Origin of the sequence: Micromonospora globispora (assembly GCF_003857015.1) — a bacterium.
Taxonomy (GTDB): domain Bacteria; phylum Actinomycetota; class Actinomycetes; order Mycobacteriales; family Micromonosporaceae; genus Micromonospora; species Micromonospora globispora.
In genome coordinates, this window is record NZ_QGGF01000287.1 from 1 (window position 1) to 20,921 (window position 20,921).

At 67.9% G+C, this 20,921-nt stretch carries 21 protein-coding genes; 10 read left to right on the forward strand and 11 right to left on the reverse strand.

The annotated features are described in order from the left end of the window. Positions 1-294: 294 nt before the first annotated feature. The 3 genes from DKL51_RS13920 (at position 295) to DKL51_RS13930 (ending at position 3,112) form a co-directional block, all read left to right on the forward strand. Positions 295-945, forward strand: a complete 651-nt coding sequence (locus DKL51_RS13920) for an HAD family hydrolase (RefSeq protein ID WP_124812130.1) — start codon at positions 295-297, stop codon at positions 943-945. A 57-nt stretch (positions 946-1,002) separates the two neighbouring features. Then, on the forward strand, positions 1,003-1,659 hold the full coding sequence (locus DKL51_RS13925) for a class I SAM-dependent methyltransferase (RefSeq protein ID WP_109945181.1): 657 nt from the start codon (positions 1,003-1,005) through the stop codon (positions 1,657-1,659). A gap of 289 nt (positions 1,660-1,948) precedes the next feature. Then, the gene (locus DKL51_RS13930) at positions 1,949-3,112 is read left to right on the forward strand and encodes an IS110 family RNA-guided transposase (RefSeq protein WP_109945180.1); all 1,164 of its coding nucleotides are present in this window, start codon (positions 1,949-1,951) and stop codon (positions 3,110-3,112) included. A gap of 320 nt (positions 3,113-3,432) precedes the next feature. On the opposite strand, the gene DKL51_RS13935 is transcribed toward DKL51_RS13930, so the two are convergent. After that, positions 3,433-4,068: a TetR/AcrR family transcriptional regulator gene (locus tag DKL51_RS13935; RefSeq protein WP_109945179.1), complete on the reverse strand. Its 636-nt coding sequence runs from the start codon at positions 4,066-4,068 to the stop codon at positions 3,433-3,435. 86 nt (positions 4,069-4,154) lie between these two features. Between DKL51_RS13935 and DKL51_RS13940 the strand changes: the two genes are divergently transcribed. Next, a complete protein-coding gene (locus DKL51_RS13940) occupies positions 4,155-5,042 on the forward strand; it encodes an SDR family oxidoreductase (protein WP_165823137.1) in 888 nt (295 codons plus the stop codon). A 415-nt stretch (positions 5,043-5,457) separates the two neighbouring features. Here DKL51_RS13940 and DKL51_RS13945 read toward each other — a convergent pair whose 3' ends face one another. The 5 genes from DKL51_RS13945 to DKL51_RS13965 all read right to left on the reverse strand — a co-directional run bounded on the left by DKL51_RS13945 (position 5,458) and on the right by DKL51_RS13965 (position 10,143). Then, positions 5,458-6,018 carry a GNAT family N-acetyltransferase gene (locus DKL51_RS13945; RefSeq protein WP_423790563.1) on the reverse strand — a complete coding sequence of 187 codons (561 nt, stop codon included), beginning with the start codon at positions 6,016-6,018 and terminating at the stop codon, positions 5,458-5,460. A gap of 837 nt (positions 6,019-6,855) precedes the next feature. Continuing rightward, entirely contained in the window at positions 6,856-7,605 is a 750-nt protein-coding gene (locus tag DKL51_RS13950) for an ABC transporter permease (protein ID WP_109945176.1), read from the reverse strand. After that, a complete protein-coding gene (locus DKL51_RS13955; protein ID WP_109945175.1) occupies positions 7,602-8,540 on the reverse strand; it encodes an ATP-binding cassette domain-containing protein in 939 nt (312 codons plus the stop codon). The genes DKL51_RS13950 and DKL51_RS13955 overlap by 4 nt, the downstream gene beginning before the upstream one ends. After that, entirely contained in the window at positions 8,537-8,971 is a 435-nt protein-coding gene (locus DKL51_RS13960; RefSeq protein WP_109945174.1) for a hypothetical protein, read from the reverse strand. The genes DKL51_RS13955 and DKL51_RS13960 overlap by 4 nt, the downstream gene beginning before the upstream one ends. Positions 8,972-9,339: 368 nt before the next feature. After that, positions 9,340-10,143 carry a GNAT family N-acetyltransferase gene (locus DKL51_RS13965; RefSeq protein WP_165823136.1) on the reverse strand — a complete coding sequence of 268 codons (804 nt, stop codon included), beginning with the start codon at positions 10,141-10,143 and terminating at the stop codon, positions 9,340-9,342. 197 nt (positions 10,144-10,340) lie between these two features. Between DKL51_RS13965 and DKL51_RS13970 the strand changes: the two genes are divergently transcribed. The 4 genes from DKL51_RS13970 (at position 10,341) to DKL51_RS13985 (ending at position 14,880) form a co-directional block, all read left to right on the forward strand. After that, entirely contained in the window at positions 10,341-11,228 is an 888-nt protein-coding gene (locus DKL51_RS13970; protein ID WP_109945172.1) for a LysR family transcriptional regulator, read from the forward strand. Positions 11,229-11,481: 253 nt separating this feature from the next. Next, positions 11,482-13,242, forward strand: a complete 1,761-nt coding sequence (locus tag DKL51_RS13975; protein WP_243420654.1) for an FAD-dependent monooxygenase — start codon at positions 11,482-11,484, stop codon at positions 13,240-13,242. Beyond that, positions 13,232-13,627, forward strand: coding sequence for a VOC family protein (locus tag DKL51_RS13980; RefSeq protein WP_109945171.1), 396 nt, complete (start codon positions 13,232-13,234; stop codon positions 13,625-13,627). Before DKL51_RS13975 ends, DKL51_RS13980 begins: the two co-directional genes overlap by 11 nt. A gap of 509 nt (positions 13,628-14,136) precedes the next feature. Further along, a complete protein-coding gene (locus DKL51_RS13985; RefSeq protein WP_109945170.1) occupies positions 14,137-14,880 on the forward strand; it encodes an SDR family NAD(P)-dependent oxidoreductase in 744 nt (247 codons plus the stop codon). Between the two features lie 153 nt (positions 14,881-15,033). Here the strand turns inward: DKL51_RS13985 and DKL51_RS36905 are convergent, their stop codons facing one another. The 3 genes from DKL51_RS36905 to DKL51_RS14000 form a co-directional block, all read right to left on the reverse strand. Further along, complete coding sequence (locus tag DKL51_RS36905; RefSeq protein WP_311768045.1) at positions 15,034-16,152, reverse strand: DUF1062 domain-containing protein; 1,119 nt, start codon at positions 16,150-16,152, stop codon at positions 15,034-15,036. 68 nt (positions 16,153-16,220) lie between these two features. Beyond that, a complete protein-coding gene (locus DKL51_RS13995; RefSeq protein WP_109945169.1) occupies positions 16,221-16,781 on the reverse strand; it encodes a dihydrofolate reductase family protein in 561 nt (186 codons plus the stop codon). Positions 16,782-16,856: 75 nt separating this feature from the next. Beyond that, on the reverse strand, positions 16,857-17,456 hold the full coding sequence (locus tag DKL51_RS14000) for a dihydrofolate reductase family protein (protein ID WP_109945168.1): 600 nt from the start codon (positions 17,454-17,456) through the stop codon (positions 16,857-16,859). A gap of 98 nt (positions 17,457-17,554) precedes the next feature. Between DKL51_RS14000 and DKL51_RS14005 the strand changes: the two genes are divergently transcribed. Continuing rightward, positions 17,555-18,049 carry a winged helix-turn-helix transcriptional regulator gene (locus DKL51_RS14005; protein WP_109945167.1) on the forward strand — a complete coding sequence of 165 codons (495 nt, stop codon included), beginning with the start codon at positions 17,555-17,557 and terminating at the stop codon, positions 18,047-18,049. Between the two features lie 855 nt (positions 18,050-18,904). Here DKL51_RS14005 and DKL51_RS14015 read toward each other — a convergent pair. Next, positions 18,905-19,330: a DUF4267 domain-containing protein gene (locus tag DKL51_RS14015; protein ID WP_109945166.1), complete on the reverse strand. Its 426-nt coding sequence runs from the start codon at positions 19,328-19,330 to the stop codon at positions 18,905-18,907. 62 nt (positions 19,331-19,392) lie between these two features. Further along, positions 19,393-20,052: a hemerythrin domain-containing protein gene (locus DKL51_RS14020; protein WP_260428479.1), complete on the reverse strand. Its 660-nt coding sequence runs from the start codon at positions 20,050-20,052 to the stop codon at positions 19,393-19,395. Positions 20,053-20,140: 88 nt separating this feature from the next. On the opposite strand from DKL51_RS14020, the gene DKL51_RS14025 reads away from it, so the two are divergent. Further along, positions 20,141-20,921: AfsR/SARP family transcriptional regulator (locus DKL51_RS14025; protein WP_148097786.1), on the forward strand; the 781-nt coding region annotated here is incomplete at its 3' end.

Genomic DNA, 20,921 nt, shown 5'->3' on the forward strand with positions numbered 1-20,921 from the left:
AGCCTCCTCACGACCGGCGGGCGCACGGTCTGCCGCAAGACCTCGAAGGCCCGAAGAGTGGAGTGCTGACCCGCCAGCCGCTACCGGAGCCATCCTGCACCAGCAGGCTGACGGAACCCATTAGAAGCGTGCGTCCTTCCTCGGCCCCGGTCGTGCACCGGCCGCTGGTGCTGCCTCGCAACGTGGTCGACCTGTCCGAGTTGTCCACCACCTCGGCGGTGACGGCGATCCGGCGCCTTCGGGGGACCGTGGGTGCCGCCAGGTTCGCCCCACCCACTCGACTAGCCTGTCCGGATGATCAATCCGATCGGGCTTGTCATCTTCGACTGCGACGGGGTGCTGGTCGACAGCGAGCGAATCGCGGTCCGCGTCAGCATCGCGCTTGGCGCGGAACTGGGCTGGCCACTGACCGAGGCAGAGGTCATCGAGCGCTTCATCGGCCGGTCCAGCACGTCCATCGGTGAACAGATCGCGGCCCGCCTCGGACAGGGCGTGGCTGCCACCTGGGCGGACCGGTTCGACCTAGCACACCGCCAAGCGGTGGACGCCGGACTGACCGCCGTCGACGGGATCAACGACGCGCTCGATGAGATCACCCAGCCGACGTGCGTGGCCTCCAGCGGTACGCACGAGAAGATGCGCCACACCCTGGGCCGCACCGGCCTGTATCCCCGCTTCGACGGCCGCATCTTCAGCGCGACCGAGGTCGCCCACGGCAAGCCCGCCCCCGACCTGTTCCTGCATGCGGCGGCGACGATGGGTGTCCCGCCCGCGGCGTGCGTCGTGGTCGAGGACAGCCAGTACGGAGTCCAAGCGGCCCGCGCCGCCGGGATGCGCTGCTTCGGCTATGCGGGCGGATTGACCCCCGCGCACCGGCTGGAAGGCCCGGACACGGTGGTCTTCGACGACATGCGCAAACTCCCGGCTCTGCTGAACACAGGCTGACCACTCGCGACCACCACAGCATCAACCGCACCACGGACGGAGAAGCCCTTGGCACTCATGAGCAGCACCGCAGGCTACGGCGAAGCCGCGGACACCCTGGCCGAACAGTACGAGAGCGTCTCGTTTGCCGACGTGCACAGAGATGTCCTGCACCTGTTCCCCACCGAGCCCAGCTCGATCCTGGACATCGGCGCGGGCACGGGCCGCGATGCGGCAGCCTTGTCCGACCTGGGACACCGGGTCGTCGCCGTCGAGCCCACCCCGCAACTTCGCGCGCATGGTCAACGCATCCACGCCGCCAACGACATCGAATGGGTCGACGACACCCTGCCCGACCTGACGGTGCTGTACAAGCGCGACCAACGCTTCAACCTGATTCTTCTGACGGCCGTCTGGATGCATCTGGACCCGCACGAGCGGTCGTCGGCGATGGAACACATCAACGGCCTGCTTCTACCTGAGGGCCGCGTGATCATCTCCCTGCGCCACGGCCCCGTGCCTGCCGAGCGGCGGATGTACGACGTCTCCACGGAGGAGACGGTTGCGCTGGCCCGTCAATTCGGCTTGCACCTCATTCACGACTGTGAACGGGCGGACCCCCTCGGTCGCCATGACGTGCGCTGGAGCTACCTCGGCCTGCAACAGCAGCGAATTCGACTACAGCCCGGCGTCCGCCAGCCGGTCGGAAGCGTCGGGGGCACGCCTGGCGCATAGTGAGAACGAGCGTCGTACACCGAGTCGACAAACAGTCCGCTTATCGGCATGACCCGCGCTGATCGCGGCTACCTATTGACTGGTGGTACGACCGCAGCCAGGCCAGGCTTGGTCGAGGTGACCGGTGGGGTCGCTCTCATCGCGGCTGCCCACCGTAGGTTGGTGTGGCTCTCATCTGGCGTGCGCCCCGCCGGTCACCGCGGCGGTGAGAGGCTCAAGAGGGGACTGCCCGGCTCAAGGTAGCGCTGCCCTCTCGTCGACGAACACCGTCGGATCGAGGGAGGACACGATGGCTCAGGTCATCATCGGCGTGGACCCGCATAAGCGTTCCGCCACCATCGAAATCATCAACGCCCGGGAGAAGGCGCTCGGGCAGGGCCGGTTCGGCACCGACCGCGACGGCTACCAGGCCATGCTCGCCGCCGGTCGCAAGCACAAGGACCGCCTGTGGGCGGTCGAGGGCTGTAACGGCATCGGCCGGCACGTCGCTCAACGCCTGGTCTCCGACGGCGAGACGGTCGTGGACGTTCCCGCGAAGCTGTCCGCCCGGGCCCGGGTGTTCGCCACCGGCCAGGGCCGCAAGACCGACCCGGTCGACGCCCGCAGCGTCGCTGTGCTCGCCCTGCGCACCGAAGGTCTGCGGCAGGTCGTCACCGACGACACCACAGTCGCGTTACGGCTGCTGGTCGACCGCCGTGACCAGCTCGGCCGGGCCCGCACCGACGTGGTCTCCCGGCTGCATCACCTGCTACTCGAGTTGGTGCCCGGCGGCGCGAAAAAGGACCTGTCCGCCCAGCAGGCCCGCGCCCTGCTGGGCACCGTTCGCCCGCGCGACGTGGTCGGCAAGACCCGTCGCCGGCTGGCCTCCGAGCTGATCGGCGAGCTCGTCGTCATCGACAAGAAGATCAAAATCGCGAAACAGGAGCTCACCGACCTGGTCAACAGCACCGGCAGCCGGCTGATGGACCTGACCGGCATCGGACCGTCCGGCGCGGCCCGCCTGATCGGCGACATCGCAGACATCGCCCGGTTCACCAGCCGCGCCCACTTTGCCTCGTGGAACGGCACCGCACCGATCGACGCCTCGTCCGGCGAGCAGAACCGGCACCGGCTCTCCAGAGCCGGGAACCGGCGCATCAACCGGGCGCTGCACATCATGGCCATCGTCCAGCTCCGCCGTGACACCGAAGGGCGCCGCCACTACCGGCGCAGACTGGCCTCGGGCAAGACCCCGATGGAGGCCCTACGGGCACTGAAGCGGCAGCTGTCCGACATCGTCTACCGGCAGATGGTCGCCGACGCGAAGCTGGTCAAGACGGGTCCGGGAGGACACGCGGGGGCGACTCTAAAATCCAGCGCGGCCGACCTGAACCCCGAGATCGACACTTCGGAAAAGTCACTTCCCGGACCCGCCACACCCCAGCCTAGAACAACCCTCGCCGCGGCCTGTTGACACAGAGGGGTGCCAGATGAGGATGCCCTCTGCGGTCTCCGGAGGAAAATGTGCCGTGGGTAAGACGGTTCCGCTGATCATGGCGACGCTGATCAACTGGACCGTCGAGGCGAACGTATTGGGACGGGACAGGCTGGGTACCGCTGGTCGGACGTGACGCGGGAGCGGCCACACGGTGACAGCCGCTGCCGGCTGACCAACCCGGACGCGCTCGCCGCCGCCGGCCCCGGCCCGCACCGCCTTCTGGTGTGCCCCGACCCGGACCGCCTGTCTCCTCGGCGAGGACCCTGCACCCGCTGGAACGCCACACATGTCCGGGCCTAACTCCGCAGCTGGGCGGTGAACAGCGGCCCCAGGGCGTTCAGCATGAGAGTCTTGGCGCGCTCGACTCCGCCCGCGACCCTGCCGGCCATCGCCAACGACACGCACCCGTGCAGGAAGGCCCAGACAGTGTCGACGGCCCCGATGGGGTCGGCCAGCTCGGCGCCCCGCGCCTCCGCGATGCTCTGCAAGGCGATGCGGAACGTGCGAAAGGCGGCCTTGGCCTCGAGGGGGGTCTCGGCGGTGCCGAACGGCACCCCGTCCATGCCGTTCATCGCCTGGTAGAGCTCGGGCGAGGCGAACGCGAACGCCCAGTACGCCTCGGCCATCGCGGCCAGCCGCTCCTGTGCCGGGGCCTGTGCGGCCACGTTCAGCTGGTCGGTGAGCTCGGCGAAACCGACCATCATCAGCTCGACGAGCAGCGACTCCTTGCTGGAGAAGTGCTGGTAGAGAATCGGCGCGGCATATTCGAGCTTGTTGGCGATGCGGCGGATCGTGACCGCGTTCCAGCCGTCTTCGGCCGCGATGCCCCTGGCCGCCTTCAGCAGCCGCGTGCGCATCTGCTGACGCTCCCGTTCACGCCGCTTGATGCTGGCGCTCGGCTCCGGCTGCGCGCGCTTGGCTCTGGTCGTCACGTCCGTCCTCCCATTGACATCGCCATCCTATCGTCGATCTAATGTCTAACTAAGATAGATTTTTGGACAGCGTTAGGGAGAGCAGCGTGATCGTCGTCTTCGGCGGCACCGGCAAGGTCGGCCGCCAGATCGTGCATCAACTACGCAACGACGGGCATCCTGTCCGCGTCGTCACCCGCGATCCCTCCTCGGCGAGGGTCGCCGGGGACGTCGAGGTCGTCGCGGGCGATCTGCACGACCGACCGACGCTCGTGCGGGCCGTTACCGGCGCCAGGGCGATCGTCTGCACCGCTCAGGGTGGTGGCGGCAAGGGAGCGAACGGTCCCCAGGGCATTGAGGGCGCGGGCATCCCGAACCTCATCCGCGTCGCGCAGGACACCGCGATCGAGCACTTCGTGTACTTCTCGACCGCAAGCGCCCGCGCTGACAGCCCGGTCGAGTTCTTCCGCCTCAAGTTCGAGGTCGAGCGCACGCTGCGAACCAGCGGTCTGCCGTTCTCGATCCTGCGGCCCACCCACCTGATGGACACCTGGGTGGAGATGCTCACAGAGTCGATCACCAAGAAGGGGAAGGCCATGGTGCTCGGCTCGGGCGCCAACCCGGTGTCGTGGGTGGCCGGGGCGGACGTCGCCCGGGTGGCCGCGACGCTGGCCGTGCGCCCGGGTGAAGGCTGGTCCGCCGACCTCGGCGGACCTGAGTCGCTGACGCTCACCGAGGTCAACGAGCTCATCGCGGCTTCACTGCGTACCCGGATCAAGGGCGAGAACAAGATGCCCCTCGGCATGCTGCGGACGATGAGCACGCTGACGAAGCCGTTCAACCAGGTTCTTGCCCGGCAGATGCAGATGGGCGCGGTGCTCGACACCCAGCCGCAGGTCGTCGACTCCAGCGCGGTCTGGGCCCGGTACGGCCAGCCACTGTCGCTGTCAGCCTGGCTGGAGCGCAACCGGCCGGCCGTCACGGAAAACGTCTGACATACGCCGCCATCGGGCGTTCCTCGGCCGCCGGGCCAGGCTCGTCCCGGTTGTTTCCGGCTTGGCCATCGTCGGAATGATCGTGCTCGCGGCGGCGCGTCCAGGGTGGCGGTTTCACCCGACCAGGGCCCGAGTCGGTCGCCGCCCCCAGAAGCTGGTCGACCAGATGTTCGGCGGCAACCCCTACCCGTACATAGTGGACACGGCTAGCTCGACAGCGGCATGCGTGGATCAACTAAAGAGGGGAAGAATTCCTTTCAATGTCTTGGCATCCGCACATCGGCATGTGCGTATGCCGGCCGAGTCAGCACTTCGTGACGTCGCGTATGCGCGGATCGCGGCAGATGCGGACGTCGCGCCGCACTGTTGGAGGCGGGTAGCGGCGCGGCAGGATCGCGAGACCCACTCGAAGACTTCAGTTCAGGGTTCGCTCTGGGCTGTGTATGGCGTGCCATTCGCGCGCGAGGATCGCGTACTGGTAGCCGTCGACCCAGCCCAGCTCGGCATGCCACGAGTCCTCGATTCCGTGTTGCTCACGCCGCATCCCCGCCTTCTCGAGCACCCGCGCAGAGGCAGGATTGTCGGCGTTACAGCTTGCGATGACACGCCGAAGCCCCAGGCGGTCGAACGCCGCCGCGAGCAGGCCGCGGGCGAGATCACTCGCCACGCCCTTCCCCGTGGAGCCCGGCTCGACGATGTATCCGATGACCCCTTCTGTGCGCTTCGGCATCCCAGGCTGGCCCATGCCGTCTACGACATCGAGGAAGCCCATCGCGACAACAGTCCCGTCGACCTCGGCAACGCAGGAGAAATCGGTACCACTGGTTGGCACAGCCAGCCATTCCTGGCGGAACGTCCGCGGGTCGACACTCGTGCGGAGCATGAACCGGTTGACTGCGGGATCGTTGCGGAAGGACAGCAGCTGCTCAATGTCGCTCTCGCGTGCTTCCCGAAGAAGGAGAAGTCCGACGCGCATCGGCCAGGGGCTAGACACCATCCCGACATCCTGTCAGTCGGTCGTGGGGAACGAGAAACGGTTTAGCGCTCATCGGCATGAGCGTGCGTCTCTGCGTTCTCGCGAGGGCTTGGGCTGCCGGCCGGACAGCTGCGCGTACCGTGATCTTGGCTGGGTGGAGGGCGGCCCTCTGATGCTGGTGGATCAAGACGGGGCTGCCCTGCGGTGATCCGTCGACTGGCCGTGTCAGACGATGCGCCTACGTATCGGTGAAACCGTCACGATCGGCCCCTGAGCTGCTGAAATATGGTTCGGATTCTGCCAAGTATGGTCCACCACGGGACATATGCTGATATGTCTGAATCGATCGATTGGCCTGGCTCGCTGAGCTGGGCCTTTCGCTTTCACGGGGCGGTTCGAGCACCCGTATCATCGACTCCGGCATGCGCAGTTGTGCGCCCACGCATGCCGGGCCTGGCAAGGAGTGGTTGGGAGCTGGTGGCTCGCGTCAATGCGTGACGTCAGGCCTGCATCGGCTGTATGCGTCACTGCTGGGTGCTCACCGGGTCATTGCCGCCGCCAGCGGCCGGCCGTGTCTCTTCACGACGCGGGCCGAGTCGTGGCACCGCCAGCGACCCGGCCCGGCGTGTGTCATCCGACGGCCGACTGTCACGAATTGAGCGACTTGCGGGCTCGCTCGATTCGTATTCTGCGGTTCTCAGCCGTCCAGGCCTCGCGGTCTGTCGGATCGTTCCGGCCCGGATCGAGCAGACGGTGCGGCGCCGCCTCGGCGGACTTCGTTTCGCCGAGGCGGCGCTGGGAAGGCACCCGGACGGGCCGGGGGTCAGCAGGCCGAGGTCACGCTCGCTTCGTGAACGTGGAACGCGCCCACAGGTAGCCGACGAGCGCGATCGCCACGCACCAGGCGACGGCGACGGCCGCGTCGGTGGTGTCGGGTGCGCCGTTGAGCAGCCCGCGCATGGTTTCGATGATCGGCGTGAAGGGCTGATACTCGGCGAACTGCCGCAGGCCCGGGCCCATCTTCTCCGCCGGGACGATCGCGCTGCTGAAGAACGGCAGCATGACCAGCGGCACGGCGGCCATGCCCGCCGTCTCCGGCGATTTCGCCGACAGTCCCAGGGCGACCGTGAACCAGCCGGCCGCGAACGCGAGCAGCACGACGACGCCGCCCACGCCGAGCCAGTCGAGCAGACTCGCCGCCGGGCTGAATCCCAGGAGGAAGGCCACCCCGACGAGCGCCGCGATGGCGATCACGTTGGTGAGCACGCTGGCGATGACGTGACCGGTCAGCACCGCGCCGCGGGACACGTCCATGACCTTGAACCGGTTGATGATGCCCTTGGTCATGTCGGAGTTCACCGCCGTCGCGGTGCCTCCCAGCCCGTAGCAGACGGCCAGCAGGATCAGGCCCGGTGTCGCATAGTCGATGTAGTCGACGCCGACGTTGAAGGCGTCACCGAACATGTACACGAACATCAGCATGATGATGATCGGCATCAGGACGGCGTTGAACACCGACGTCGGGTTCCTGGTGAGGTGCTTGAAGTTGCGGCGCAGCATGACCAGCGAGTGCGACTCGGCGCTCATTTCGCCGCCTCCGTGGTGTGGCCCGTCAGGGCGAGGAAGACATCGTCGAGGTCAGGGGTGTGTACGGAGCACTCCTCGGCGTTGAGGGAGTGCTCGTCGAGCCGGTCCAGCAGTGCCCGCAGCGACTTAGTGCCGCCGTCGCCGGGCACCCGCAGGGCCAGCGCCTCGTCGTCGCGGGTGGCGTCGGGGAAGGCCCGCGCGGCCGCGTCGAGTTCCGCGGCGGTGGTGAACCGCAGCCGCACGTGGGTTCCGGGGATCTGGCGCTTGAGCTCTTCGGGAGTGCCCTGGGCGACCAGGCGACCCTGGTCGAGCACCGCGACGCGGTCGGCGAGCTGATCGGCTTCCTCCAGGTACTGGGTGGTGAGGAAGACGGTCACGCCGTCGGCGACCAGGTCACGCACGATCGACCACATCGTGCGGCGGCTGTGCGGGTCCAGGCCGGTCGTCGGCTCGTCGAGGAAGATGATCTGCGGGTCGCCGACGAGTGTCATCGCCAGGTCGAGCTTGCGGCGCATGCCCCCGGAGTAGGTCGCGGCGGGCTTGCCCGCCGAGGCGGTCAGCTCGAACCGCTCCAGCAGCTCCGCGACGATCCGCTCGCCGTTGCCGGCGACCGCGCGGTTGAGATCCGCCATCAGCTGCAGGTTCTCCTGCCCCGTCAGCAGCTCGTCCACCGCCGCGAACTGGCCGGTGACGCCGATCGCCGCGCGCACCGCCTTGGCCTGGGTCGCGATGTCGTGACCGGCGACGCGCACCGTGCCGCCGTCGGCCTGCATCAGGGTGGTGAGCACGTTCACCGTCGTCGTCTTGCCCGCTCCGTTCGGTCCGAGCAGGGAGAACACCGTTCCCGCCCGGACATCAAGGTCGATGCCGTCGAGCACGACCTTGTCCTTGTACGCCTTTCGCAGTCCCGAGGCCGAGATCGCTGAGGTCGTCATGCGGTCACCTCAGGCGTGGCCGCAGCGGCGTCGAGTGCTCCGATGATCTTGTTGGTCATTTCCGCCACGGTGGGGCTGGGTTCGCCCCGCTGGGTCCGGACGGCCGCTTCGAGGGCGACGACGACGGTGCGGCGGAAGTTGCCGGCCTCGGCCGGAGCCTGCTTCTGGAGAAGGCGCATCGCCTCCGTCAGAGCAGGCAGCACACGGTCGGCGAGCTCAGCCACCGACTTGCCGTCCAGGTCCACTCCTGTGGACTTCTCGGCGAGCACGTGCCCGACCAGGCCGGTTGCCGAGGCCAGGGCGATGGACCCGTCGGTGGCGATCTTGTGGGGCGAGCCACCGGCGGCGCCGGCGGCCGACAGCAGCGCTACGGAGCCGTACGCGGCGGTCCGCAACGTGAGTTTGTCCTGGTCAGAAAAGGTGACGGACATGGTGGTGAACTCCTCTTAAATTTGCGCGAATAGGATTGAACGGAACGCTGCGATCGCCGGGGCTGATCGCTGGAAGCCATGGGTAGGCGGGCGTACGGCGCTGGGCACGGGGTTCGGTGCCGGCCGTCGATTGCCTGGTAGATCGCGGTCCAGAAGTCGTGGTTGGATGCCCTTGTGAATCAATACGGACCTGTTTGATGGACGGAGTCGGCGCTGGCTTCTTGGCAAGTTGGCACTTTTCGGAGGGCCCCTGGCTCCGGCTGGACGGCTACAGGTTCGGTGGCGTACAGGACTGTTCATGACAAACCTCTCTCCGACAGCGCGCGTGGGCTCCGGGTACGGCTTGGTCTACGGGTCGGGGTCGGCGTTTACGGCAGGGCGAGCTCGTAGAGGCGAGTTCGCCGAAGGCGGTGGAAGCCGAGGTGCCGGCGTAAGGCGAGCAGGCCGGGGTCGTCCTCGGTAGTGCGGGCTTCGATCTCGTTGACGTGGGGGTGGACCTCGCGCAGGCGCTGGATCAGGGCGGCGTTGACCCACAGACCCAGCCGCCGTCCGCGATGGCCGGCAAGCACGGCCGGTCCGTACTGGCGGGCGCGGCGCTGCGACATCGCGCCCACGGCCGCCACGGCGTAGGCCACCAGGTCGCCGTCCGCTTCCGCGGCGCTCAGCACCGCGTTACCAGGACGGCTCGGGCGTCGGAGCAGTTCCTCGACCCGGGTCGCGTCGGACAGGTCGCCGGTCCAGTGGCTCAGCCGGTATCCGGGGTGCTCGACGTCGACCAGCTCAGCGAGCCAGGCATGGTGAACATCGCAGTAGGTGAGCAGGTCATGGCACCTGGATCCGGTGCGCCGGAAGCCGTGCCGCACACAGAACGCCTCCCCGGCAGAGCCCGCGGCGACCTCGGCGACCAGGCGTTGCTGCGCGGCATGTGCGCCGACGGCGGCCAGGAGCCGGGAGCCGATCCCGCGTCGCCGCCACTGCGGCTCCACGTACAGGCTCAGCTCGACGGCGCCCGGCTGCGTGGCAGGCGCCGGCAGCAGGAGGTCGTGCTCGAACGGGATGATCGGACGCAGGCCGGCCACCCCGGCCACGAAGCCGGGCGGTGCCACAGCCTGCCATCGTGAGATCCCGGGGTGATCCGGCACCGCCACGATGTCGATCAAGCGCTCGCTCATGGCACCCACGATCGCCCGGCCGGCCATGCCGAACAACGCAGAAGATCGCGCCGCCGCATAAGCCACCGGTTATCGTTCGACGGCAGGCGCCCACGCGGTCGACGGTGGGCCGGGTCACGCTCGCGCGACGAGCCGTTGCCGCAGCCGTAGACTGCCCGGATTCGGAGGCCCGGTGACCGGCGGGGAGGGACGGCCTGGTGGAGCTGCGCGACATCGAGATCTTCCTGACGCTGGCCGAAGAGCTCCATTTCGGGCGTACGGCCGGGCGCCTGCACGTGTCCCAGGCGCGGGTGAGTCAGTCGATCAAGCAGCAGGAGCGCCGGATCGGCGGCGCCCTGTTCGAGCGGACCAGCCGCATCGTCCGGCTCACCCCGCTCGGCGAGCGGCTTCGCGACCGGCTCCGCGCCGGCTACGGCGAGATCATGTCGGGCATCGACGAGGCTGCCGCCGAGGCGCGCGGGCAGGCCGGCACGCTGACAGTCGGCACGATGGCCACCCACTACCAGTCGATCGCGGCCGCCCTCGACCTGTTCCGGCAGCGGCATCCGCAATGCGAGCTGCGCTTGCGCGAGATTCTGCCGACCGACCCGCTCGGGGGGCTGCGTGCGGGCCGGGTCGACATCGGGATGCTCTTTCTTCCCATCCGCGAGCCTGACCTCGCCGTCGGGCCGGTGCTGCACACCGAGGAGCTGGTGCTGGCAGTCGCCTCCGATCATCGGCTGGCCGGCCGGGACACCGTCGAGATGGAGGATCTCGGCGATTATCCGGTGGTGTTTCCGGACGGCCCCATTCCCGACTATGTGTGGGAGGCGCACACCCCGGCCGTGACACCGGCCGGGCGGCCCATCCGGCGCGGATTGGTCGTGGCCACCCTCGAGGAGGCCTTCACGGCGATCGCCGGCGGCAGCGTTGTATCCCCGATCGGGTCGGACGCGGCCGCCACCCGGCAGCGAGGTGACATCACCTTCGTACCCATCACCGAGGGACCGATTCTGCGGTACGCCCCGGTGTGGCGCAGCGGCGGCGAGACTCCCCTGGTTCGCGCCTTCGTCCAAGCCGCCGCCGACGCGCAGAAGACCACGTAGCGGCCACTGTCCCGATGCCGGGCCCAGCGCAGCTGCGACCGGGCCGAGCACCCGAGGATCCACGCCGCCATCCGCGGCGAAATCTGCACGTCGACGTCTCAGGCGTGCCCGGCTGGGGGCGTCCGTCGCGCCGCTCCTGGCCGCCGACGATAAGCGTCGCGTTATGCGACGTTACTCAGGTTCGCGTTGTTCCCCCGGTGCGACCCCAGAAGACTGCCCGCTGACCAGCTAGCACAGTGGATGGGAGTAACGAATGGATGTCACGACCGACCGGGGAGCGTCGCCGGCGACAGACGCCGACGTGATCATCGTCGGCGCCGGACCGACCGGCCTCATGCTGGCGAGTGAGCTGCGCCTGGCCGGGGTACGGCCGGTGGTGCTGGAACGGCATCCACGGCGTAGAGACACCCCCAAGGCCGGCGGCCTCGGCGGTCAGATCCTCGAACTGCTGCGATACCGGGGTCTGCTGCAACGATGCGAAGCAGCCTGCGCGGGCCCTGTACCGGCTGCCCGATTCCCGTTCGGCGGTGTGCATCTGGACCTCACCGGCCTGGCAGATCCACCGTTGCACGCCCTGCCGCTCGGCCAGCGGCGGCTGGAAGGGGTGCTCGACGAGCTCGCCGGCGAGCTCGGGGTCGACGTCCGCCGCGGACATGATGTCGTTGCGGTGAGCCAGGACGGTTCCGCGGTGACCATGGACGTCCGTGGCCCGGATGGGCCGTACCGGCTGCTCGCCCAGTACGCAGTGGGCTGCGACGGCGCACGCAGCCAGATGCGTCACTGGGCCGGGATCGCATTCCCCGGCACCGACTATCCCGAGGTCAACCGCCTGGCGCAGGTCACCTTGCCCGAAACGGTGACCGTACTCGGCAACGGCGATCTCGATGTCCCGGACTTCGGCACGATCCACGCAGGCTTCACCCGGACCGGCAAAGGCCTGCTCGGAGTCGGCGCATCGCCCGGCTCCAAGGTCGTCTCCGTCTACACCGTCGAAGACGAGACCACCGAATACGATGACGAAAAACCGATGACCGTGACCGAACTCCAGGACAGCGTCCGCCGGGTGCTCGGCGTGCAGCTGCCCGTGGAGAAGCCGATCCGGCTGTCACGGTTCACCTTCAAGGCCCGGCAGGCCGAGCGATACCGCAACGGGCGAATCCTGCTGGCCGGTGACGCGGCGCATCTGTTCCCCGCCACTGGCGTGGCACTCAACGCCGGAATGCTCGATGCGGTGAACCTCGCCTGGAAGATCGCCGCCGATATCAACGGCTGGGCACCGGCCGCCCTGTTGGACACCTACCACCACGAACGCCACCTCGCCGGCACCCGCACCATGCTGCACACGCAAGCCCAGGTGGCACTGCGCCGCGGCCACGACCCAGCCGCCGAAGCGCTCCGGGAGGTCTTCCAGGAACTGCTCGCCGACGAGCAGCCGCTGCGGCGGATGGCAGCGCTCGTCGCTGGCACCGACATCCGCTACCCCGTGCCCGGCTCCTACCCCCACCCGCTGGCCGGCACCTTCGCGCCCGACCTCACCCTGCACACTGACCAGGGCGTGACCAGCGTCGCGGAACTCATGCAAGCCGCACGGCCCATCCTGCTCGACCTCACTGGCCGCCCGGACCTGTGCCAAATCGCCCGAGATTGGCGGCACCGCGTCGACGTCCACACCGCAAAGGTCGATCGGAGACCGGCCGACGTGCTGCTGATCCGCCCGGACGCACACATCGTCTGGGCCGCGACCGTCGATGAGCCCGACGACACCGCCGAACCGGCACTACGAGAAGCACTGTCCTTCTGGTTCGGCACGCCCTGCCCGAAGCGCACCAGGCCAGGTTCACTGATGGCCACCCACCCTGTCCATTCCGGGCCGCGGCGAGTATCGACTCACCCACTACTCGCCGCGCCCGTGGCTCAAGATACGCATAGTCAGGAAGAAGCCGGTTCTGTCGAACGGGCGGCATACTCAGCTCAGAGCCCAGTCCGCACCATCAAGGAGAGTCGTGACAAGTAGGTTCACCGAGTTAGCTGTTGACTGCCACGATCCGGAGAGGCTCGCGGCCTTCTGGTGTGAGGTCCTGGATTTCAAGGTGATCGACCGAAGCGAGGGCAAGGTCGAGATCGGCTCCTGGGTGCCGACCGTCGAGAAGGTTCGGGCCCGTCAGATGCCACCCACCCTGCTGTTCATCCAGGTGCCCGAGGGCAAGGCCGTCAAAAACCGGCTTCACCTCGACGTCAGCCCGATCGACGGCAGCACCGAGAACGAGGTGGCCAAGTTGCTCGGCCTCGGCGCCACCAAGACGGATGTGGGCCAGGGCTCAGGCCAAAACTGGGTGGTCATGGCAGACCCCGAGGGCAACGAGTTCTGCGTCCTGCGCACCCTTGCACCGCAGAACTAGCGCGTGATCACCGGCTACCACGCCGAGATCAGCCTGGCCGCCCTCGCACCAAGGCCGACCGGACACTGGCCGACGTGAGCGGCGAGGATTTCGACCAGGCGCTGACCGACAATAGAAGCCGAATGAGCGGCCATCACTGCCGCGGCAACGGCCCTCAAAACCGAGCTGTCCTTCCCGCTGAGCCGACTCATCGACGAAACGCTCGACGTGCAGCGGCACCGGGCAGCTCCGGGACGAAAGGTCTGTCCGCGGGCGGTCAGCAGGATATGCGCCACAACCCGCAAGGCCGCCCACACCGTAGACGTCAGCCAACACACTCATCTCGGCTACGTCCGGATGCATGCACGCGTGAACTGGTTACCTTGCGTGACGAGCGCTTCGCGGCATTAAAAGAGGATGTTGTCGGCGGTGCGGTCGGGGTGGCTGCCACCGGCGTTGGTACCGGTGACGCGAACGCGGCGTCCGATCACCGCCGGACGGTTGGCCTTTTGTCGACCAGGCTTGCCGTCATGAACAACGCACTTGACGGCAAGGTAGCTCTGGTTACCGGTGGTGGTCGTGGCATTGGCGCTGCAGTGGCGTTGCGCCTGGCCAAGGAGGGCGCCGATGTGGCGCTGACGTTCCAGCAGAATCAGCAACGCGCCGACGACGTGGTGGACCAGATCAAGGCCGCGGGACGGCGGGCGATCGCCGTGCAGGCGGACAGTTCCGACCCGGCGGCGGTGGTCGCCGCGGTTGACCGGGTCGCCGGTGAGCTGGGTCGGTTGGACATCCTGGTGAACAACGCCGGCGCGTTCCTGCTCGGACCGCTGGAGCAATTGAGCCTGGAAGAGTTCGAACAGACCGTCGCGGTCAACGTCCGGGCGCCGTTCGTCGCTTCACAGGCAGCGGTGCGCCACATGTCGGCCGGTGGGCGGATCATCAACATCGGCAGCAACGTGGCCGAGCGGGCAGTCTTCCCGGGCTTCTCGCTGTACGCGATGAGCAAGACCGCCCTGATCGGCCTGACCAAGGCGCTCGGACGCGAACTCGGCGGCAGGGCGATCACCGTGAATCTCGTAAATCCAGGGGCCACGGACACCGAACTGAACCCAGCCGACGGCCCTAATGCCGACACGATCAACGGGTTCACCGCCCTCGGCCACTACGCGGAGCCAGCCGACGTGGCCGCCGCGGTCGCGTTCCTCGCCAGCCCGGACGGGCGTTACATCACCGGGGCGACGGTCAACGTCGACGGCGGCTTCACCATCTGATCATCGGCTCACCGCCGTCCTGTCCACCCTCGCGCACAACTACGGCCCGTCCCTACCCGTCTTACCGGGGACGGGCCGTACCTCTTGCCAGTCGCTTGAGTCGCGAGCCAGACATCCTCAATTCGGCACGTCCGGATGTATGCACCCGGGCGTTCACCTTCGTCGCCGGTATCGGGCCGGCCCTGACCTTCGTTCGCGCCCGGTCATGAGCGACCGCGCGCGGACCGCCGCGTGATGCAGTCCGGGGCAAAGCCACCTTGCCTCTCGCCCCGGCTCAGGCCCACGGCGGCGGCTCATAGCAGGACGAACGAGAAGTCCCTGTGAGTTCTGCGGTTCAGCGGAATGCCGATCTTGACGCGGCGAGCGAACTCCCCGCGGCTGATGCCCAGCCCCTGGGCGATGAGCCGTTCGGGGCGAAGGGGCCACGGGGTCGTCGAAGATGACCGAAACCTGGAAGGGCCAGGGGCTTTCGGGAGGGGACGGGGCGAGCAGTTCCCAGCATGAGTCCCACTCCAGGGCGAACCGGTTGCGCCGGGCGATCAGCGGGTCGAGAAGGACGCGGGCGACGAGGGAAGCGGAGTTGCCGGAGTAGCCCTCCAGAAGGATCGGATCCAGGTACCGGACCGGGACGCGATCGTGAACGGTGATTTTGCTGGTGCGGTCGCAGGAAACGCAGGCGACCAGGAGCCAGATGTCGAGGAGTTTGCCGTTGGCATTGACGCGGAACTTCCCGTCGCCGGTGCTGGCGAAGCCGGAATGGCAGTGGACGCAGCGGAACGCGAGCAGGGGAAGGCGCGTGCGCCGAAGGGTCCAGGACAGCACGATATGAGGACGCGTAGACATGATCTCTCTGAAGACCTGACGGAAGGCATGGGAAAAGAGCCGACGGCGACGTCGGCGACCGATGCACGGGGAAGGTGTCAGGTCTAAAGAGCAGGCGGCGTCACGCGGGGTGAAGTCCTCTCGTGAGTGGGTCGGAGAAGAAGATCCAGTTACAAGGTAGGGCGGGACGGGCCGGCGAGGCCACCCATTTTTGTCCTGGTGCCGAGCACTGAGGGGCGGGGTCGGCGAGCTGGGCGTCGACCACGCGCCGATCGCCCCCGCGGCCCCTTTCTGCCGTATTCCGGCCGCCCCCCGTGGGACTTGTTCCTCCCGCTGGCCTTCGCCCTGTCGTTCGGCAGCCTCGCGGGGACGACCGCCGCCTACCTGCCGCGGCGGATTGGTGAACAGAGAGGATAGGAGCAGCCGCCTCGAAAGCCCGAGCCCGGACATCCGTCGTCGTCACGGCGGCGCTCGCATCGCGGCAATTGCGGATGGTCGTTGAGGGACGGGAGGGCTAGTTATCGAGCAGCGGGTTGGTAGGTCAGCAGGACGTTGCCGGAGCTGAAGTACCTCGTCTTCAGTAGCTTCAGGCTGATCCTCTTATCTGAAGTCCTGAAGAGGGACCTGCCATCGCCAAGAACGACCGGCATCACCATGATCCGCAGCTCGTCGACGAGCCTCAGCTGCAGCAGGCTGAGCGTCAGACTCGAGCTACCAAGGATGGCGATGTCCTTGCCGGGCTGCCGCTTGAGCACGTTGATCTCCTCGGCGACGTCGCCCTTGACAAGCCGTGTGTTGGCCCATTCGGCCTTGTCGAGGGACCGCGACACAACGATCTTGGAGAGGTTGTTCATCCTCGCCGCGATCCTCCGATCGTCCTCCTGCGCTGCACGGGTCGGCCAATACGCCGCCATTCCCTGGTAGGTCACCCGCCCGAACAGCAGTATGTCGACCCCGTCGAGCTGCCGCTCCGAGAACTCGTTGAACTCGTCATCGACGACCGGCCAGTCGAACTCCTGATTCGGGCCCTCGTAGTACCCGTCGACGGTGGTCACCAGGAACGAGAAGATCTTCCTCATCGGGGGCCCTCCAAGTGATCGCTGCGTTGGCATCCGCGTGGACGCCCTTCGCCGAGACGTCGAAGCCGGGAAGCCTCAGTTGAGTACGCGGTAGCTGACGTGGGTGACGAGCGACGCGGCTCGGACCGTGAGGAGTTCGAGGCGCAGTGGCGGTACGCCGTCGAAGAGGCGTTCGCCGGCGCCGAGGGTGACCGGTACGACGTGCGTGCGGAGCTCGTTGATGAGGCCGGCGGCGAGGTACTGGTTGACCGTGGCGGCTCCTCCGGCGATTGCGACGTCGCGATCTCCGGCCGCCTTGCGCGCCTGGTCGAGGGCGGATTCGATGCCGTGGGTTAGGAAGGTGAACGTCGTACTGCCCTGCATCGTCAGCGGGTCGCGTGGGTGGTGGGTGAGCACGAACACGGGGGCGTGGTAGGGCGGGTTCTCGCCCCACCAGCCCGTCCAGTCGAGGTCCCACTCGCCGCGGACGGGTCCGAACATGTTGCGACCCATCACGTACGCGCCGGCCGAAAGGATCTGATCGAGCTCGGCCTTGTTCTCCTCGGGCGTGTCGAACATCCAGGCGTGCAACCGGTCGGCCAGCCCGTCGCCGAGTGGCTTCTCGGCCGTTTGGCCGAGACCAGCGACGTAACCGTCGGCAGAGATCGAGATGTCGCAGACCACCCTGTTGCTCATGAGGCTCTCCGTCCTCGTCGTAACTGATTGCGGTTTGCAACCGGCTCGGACGTTATCTCATCCAGTTGTAGACTGCAATCAGTAACGATCGGAGGTTCATGGTGGAACAAGGTCGCTCGGGCTGTCCGATCAACCTCTCCCTTGAGGTCCTCGGCGACAAGTGGTCGCTCGTGATCATCCGCGACATGATGTTCGGCAACCGCAGACACTTCCGGGAGCTGCTGCACAACTCGGAGGAGGGGATCGCGTCGAACATCCTGTCCGATCGTCTCCACCGGCTCACCGAGCGCGGCCTCGTCTCACGCGCTCCCGACCCCAGTCACAAGCAAAAGGTGATCTACAGCCTGACGGAACCCTCCATCCAGCTCGTTCCGGTCATGGCGCACCTCGGTGCGTGGGGGCGCCGCCACCTTCCCGTCACCCGCGAGCTGGCGGTGCGTGCCGAACTGCTCGAGCGAGGCGGCCCCGAGCTGTGGGAACAGTTCATGGACGAACTCCGCGAGCAGCACCTCGACATACCTAGGGCGGCAGGCTCCGAGTCTGTTTTCGCCCGGCTGCGCGCGGCGTACGAAGCCGAGCTGCTCCGGGACTGAAACGTCCCCTTGCCGGCGCCACACGATGGCAAGCCGAGCGTGCCCGACGCAGGCCCGAGCGGGCACGCGGCCCATGCAGGTGATGTCGGCATGCCTGGTGCAGGCCCGCACCGCCCCTTGCGGACGCCCGCACATCGGCAGATCAGGATGCCGAGCGGTAGCGGCCGCCGTCACGCTCCGCCACGCGCGGATCGCGGCAAATCCGAGCACACGGCCACTACGCCGTGGTTGACGGCCGACTATGCCGGGACAAGTAGCGTCGGACCATGACCGACCTGCTTCACATCACCGACCGCAAGACCTGGGAGGCCGCCCTTCGAACAGGTTGGTATCGCACATCGACGCGGGGAGTCTCCCTCGAGCAGCAAGGCTTTATCCATTGAGCCATTCCGAGCAACGGTCCGGTTGCTGCCTGTAGCCGGCTTGGCGTCCGGAAGGTCCGAGAAGCGCCCACTGGGTGCCGATAGGTAGAAAAGGCGCAGAACCGAGTCCATAACCGTCCAGCACGGCCAGGCAGTCACGTGCCATGTCCCCGATCGTGTACGGATGAATATCGAAGTCGACAATGCTGGACCGGACGGTGTCCCGATGATCGAACCGGATCACCTGAACCCCACGCTCAACCAGGCGACCAACCAGCGCATCAGGCAACTGACACCCTGAGCAGCCGACCCCATAATCATCAACAGCGGGAAGCCCAGGATCCCCGACCCGCTCAGTCCAAATCTGCAGCGGCCCGGAGGCCACAAATCGTTCGTGTGCATCCACCATGGCGGCACGGTCTACTGCCGAACGCCGACATTTACCACGCCAAGGTGGCCCGGCTGGGGGCCGGGCCACCTTGGACCGATGGGATCAGGCGGGCTGCGGGGCGGGCGTCGCCGGAGCGGCCGCGACCTTGCGGGTCTCGCGCATCATCAGCAGGCCGTTGACCACGATCAGCGTCGCGGTCAGGCCGTGGACGCCGAGCGCGGTGGCCACGGAGCCGTGGTGGGCCAGCACGGTGGTCATGTCGCCGTACGCGGCGAGGGCCTCCACCAGCAGCACCCAGCCCAGCGCTCGGCGGTGGCCCGTCACCAGCAGGATGCCCAGGACCAGGGCCAAGACGATGTCGCGGATTCCCTTGATGATCAGGAAGCCGTCGCCGTCGCCGGACGGCCAGCTCGGCAAGCCGAAGCCCGGCGCCGTCGTCTCCGGGCTCAGGATGAACTCCGTCCCGAACCAGAGGATGAAGAGAATGAAGGCGGCGGCCAGGACGGTGTTGATCTTCTTCAGCGACATTGTTCTTCTCCTTGCGAGTCTTCGTGAGCTTGGTGGAGCCTGGTGAGTCGTATGGAGCCTGGTCAGGCGGCGCGGACGCGGCTGATGTGGCGGGCGTAGCGGGGGCGGCCGATGATGTGCCAGATGCCGCGTACCGGAGCGGGAAGGGCGGACAGGAGCGTGGCGCGCTCGGCCGGGTTCGCATCCTCCAGGACGAGGCCGAAGAGGGTGAGCAGGGTGAGCTTGGGCGTGTTGGCCACCAGGTGGTCGCCCAGGGAGGCCCATTCCTTTTCGGTGATGTGCTCGGCCGCGAGCGGAAGGAGAGTGGCCTCCTCGTCGTCGAGGTGTTCGAGGAGGACGGCCCGGTGGTCGGCTAGGGCGGCCACGAGCGTGTCGCGCTCGTCCGCCCTGGCGGTGGCCTCCCACGCGGGGACCGCCGCGTCCAGCCTGGTCAACGTGGCCGCGACGCGTTCGTGCTGGGCCTCCATGCGCAGCACGATGTCGGCCTCCAGGTCCACCCGGGACAGGAGCGGCGGCCAGAGCAGCTCGTCCTCGCCCTCGTGGTGGTTCTTCAGTCCCAGCCGGTAGTCGCGGAAGTGATCGGCGATCACCTTGGCGCGAGCGGTGTCACCCGGGGCCACCGCCGCGACGAGCTCCATCATCAGCCGCGACTCTCGGCGGAAGGCGCGGTGGACGATCTCCATGTCCTGGGTGTTGACGCTCATTTCGTTCCTGCCCTTCATCGGTTCCACGTGTTAAGGCTGCTCCCGGGCGTTTGGAAGGCACTTGGAACCGACTTGGAACACCCGCGCACGTACGATGTCCCACGTCATGGTCTTGATCCGGGTTTTGGGCTCTTTCGGCGCCGAGGTCAACGGCGAGTCCGTTCCCCTGGGCGGGCCGCGGCAGCGCGGCGTCCTGGCCCTCCTGGTCGCGGCGCGCGGACAGGTCGTGTCGGTCGACCGGATGATCGAGGACCTCTGGCGCGGCGAGCCGCCCTCCCGTGCGCTGGCCTCCCTGCAGGCGTACGTCTCCAACCTGCGCCGGCTGCTGGAGCCCGGCCGCCTGCCCCGAACCCCGGCCCGCCTCCTAGTGAGCGCCTCCCCCGGCTACGCACTGCGGCTACCGCCGGAATCGGTGGACGCGTGGCGGTTCGAGGACCTGCTCGACGAAGCCCGCACGCTCACCGAGCCTCAGGCCGCCCGCGCCCGCCTGGCCGACGCACTGGGCCTATGGCAGGGACCCGCGTTCGCCGAGGTCGCCGACGAAGCCTGGGCCGCCGCCGAGACCGCCCGCCTGAACGAGCTGCGCCTGGTCGCCCGCGAGCTCCACGTCGCGGCGGGCCTGCGGACGGGCGACCCCGCCCCGGTGGTCCCCGAAGCCGAGCGCCTCACCCGCGACGAACCCCTGCGCGAAGAGGGCTGGCGCCTGCACGCCCTCGCGCTGTGGAGCAGCGCCCGCCAGGCCGACGCCCTCGCGACGCTCCGCCGCGCCCGCGCCACCTTCGCCGACGACCTCGGCCTCGACCCCGGCCCCGACCTGGTCGCCCTGGAAGAGGCGATCCTCGCCCAGCGCATCGACATCCTCCGCACGGCCGTCCCCCCACCCCCAC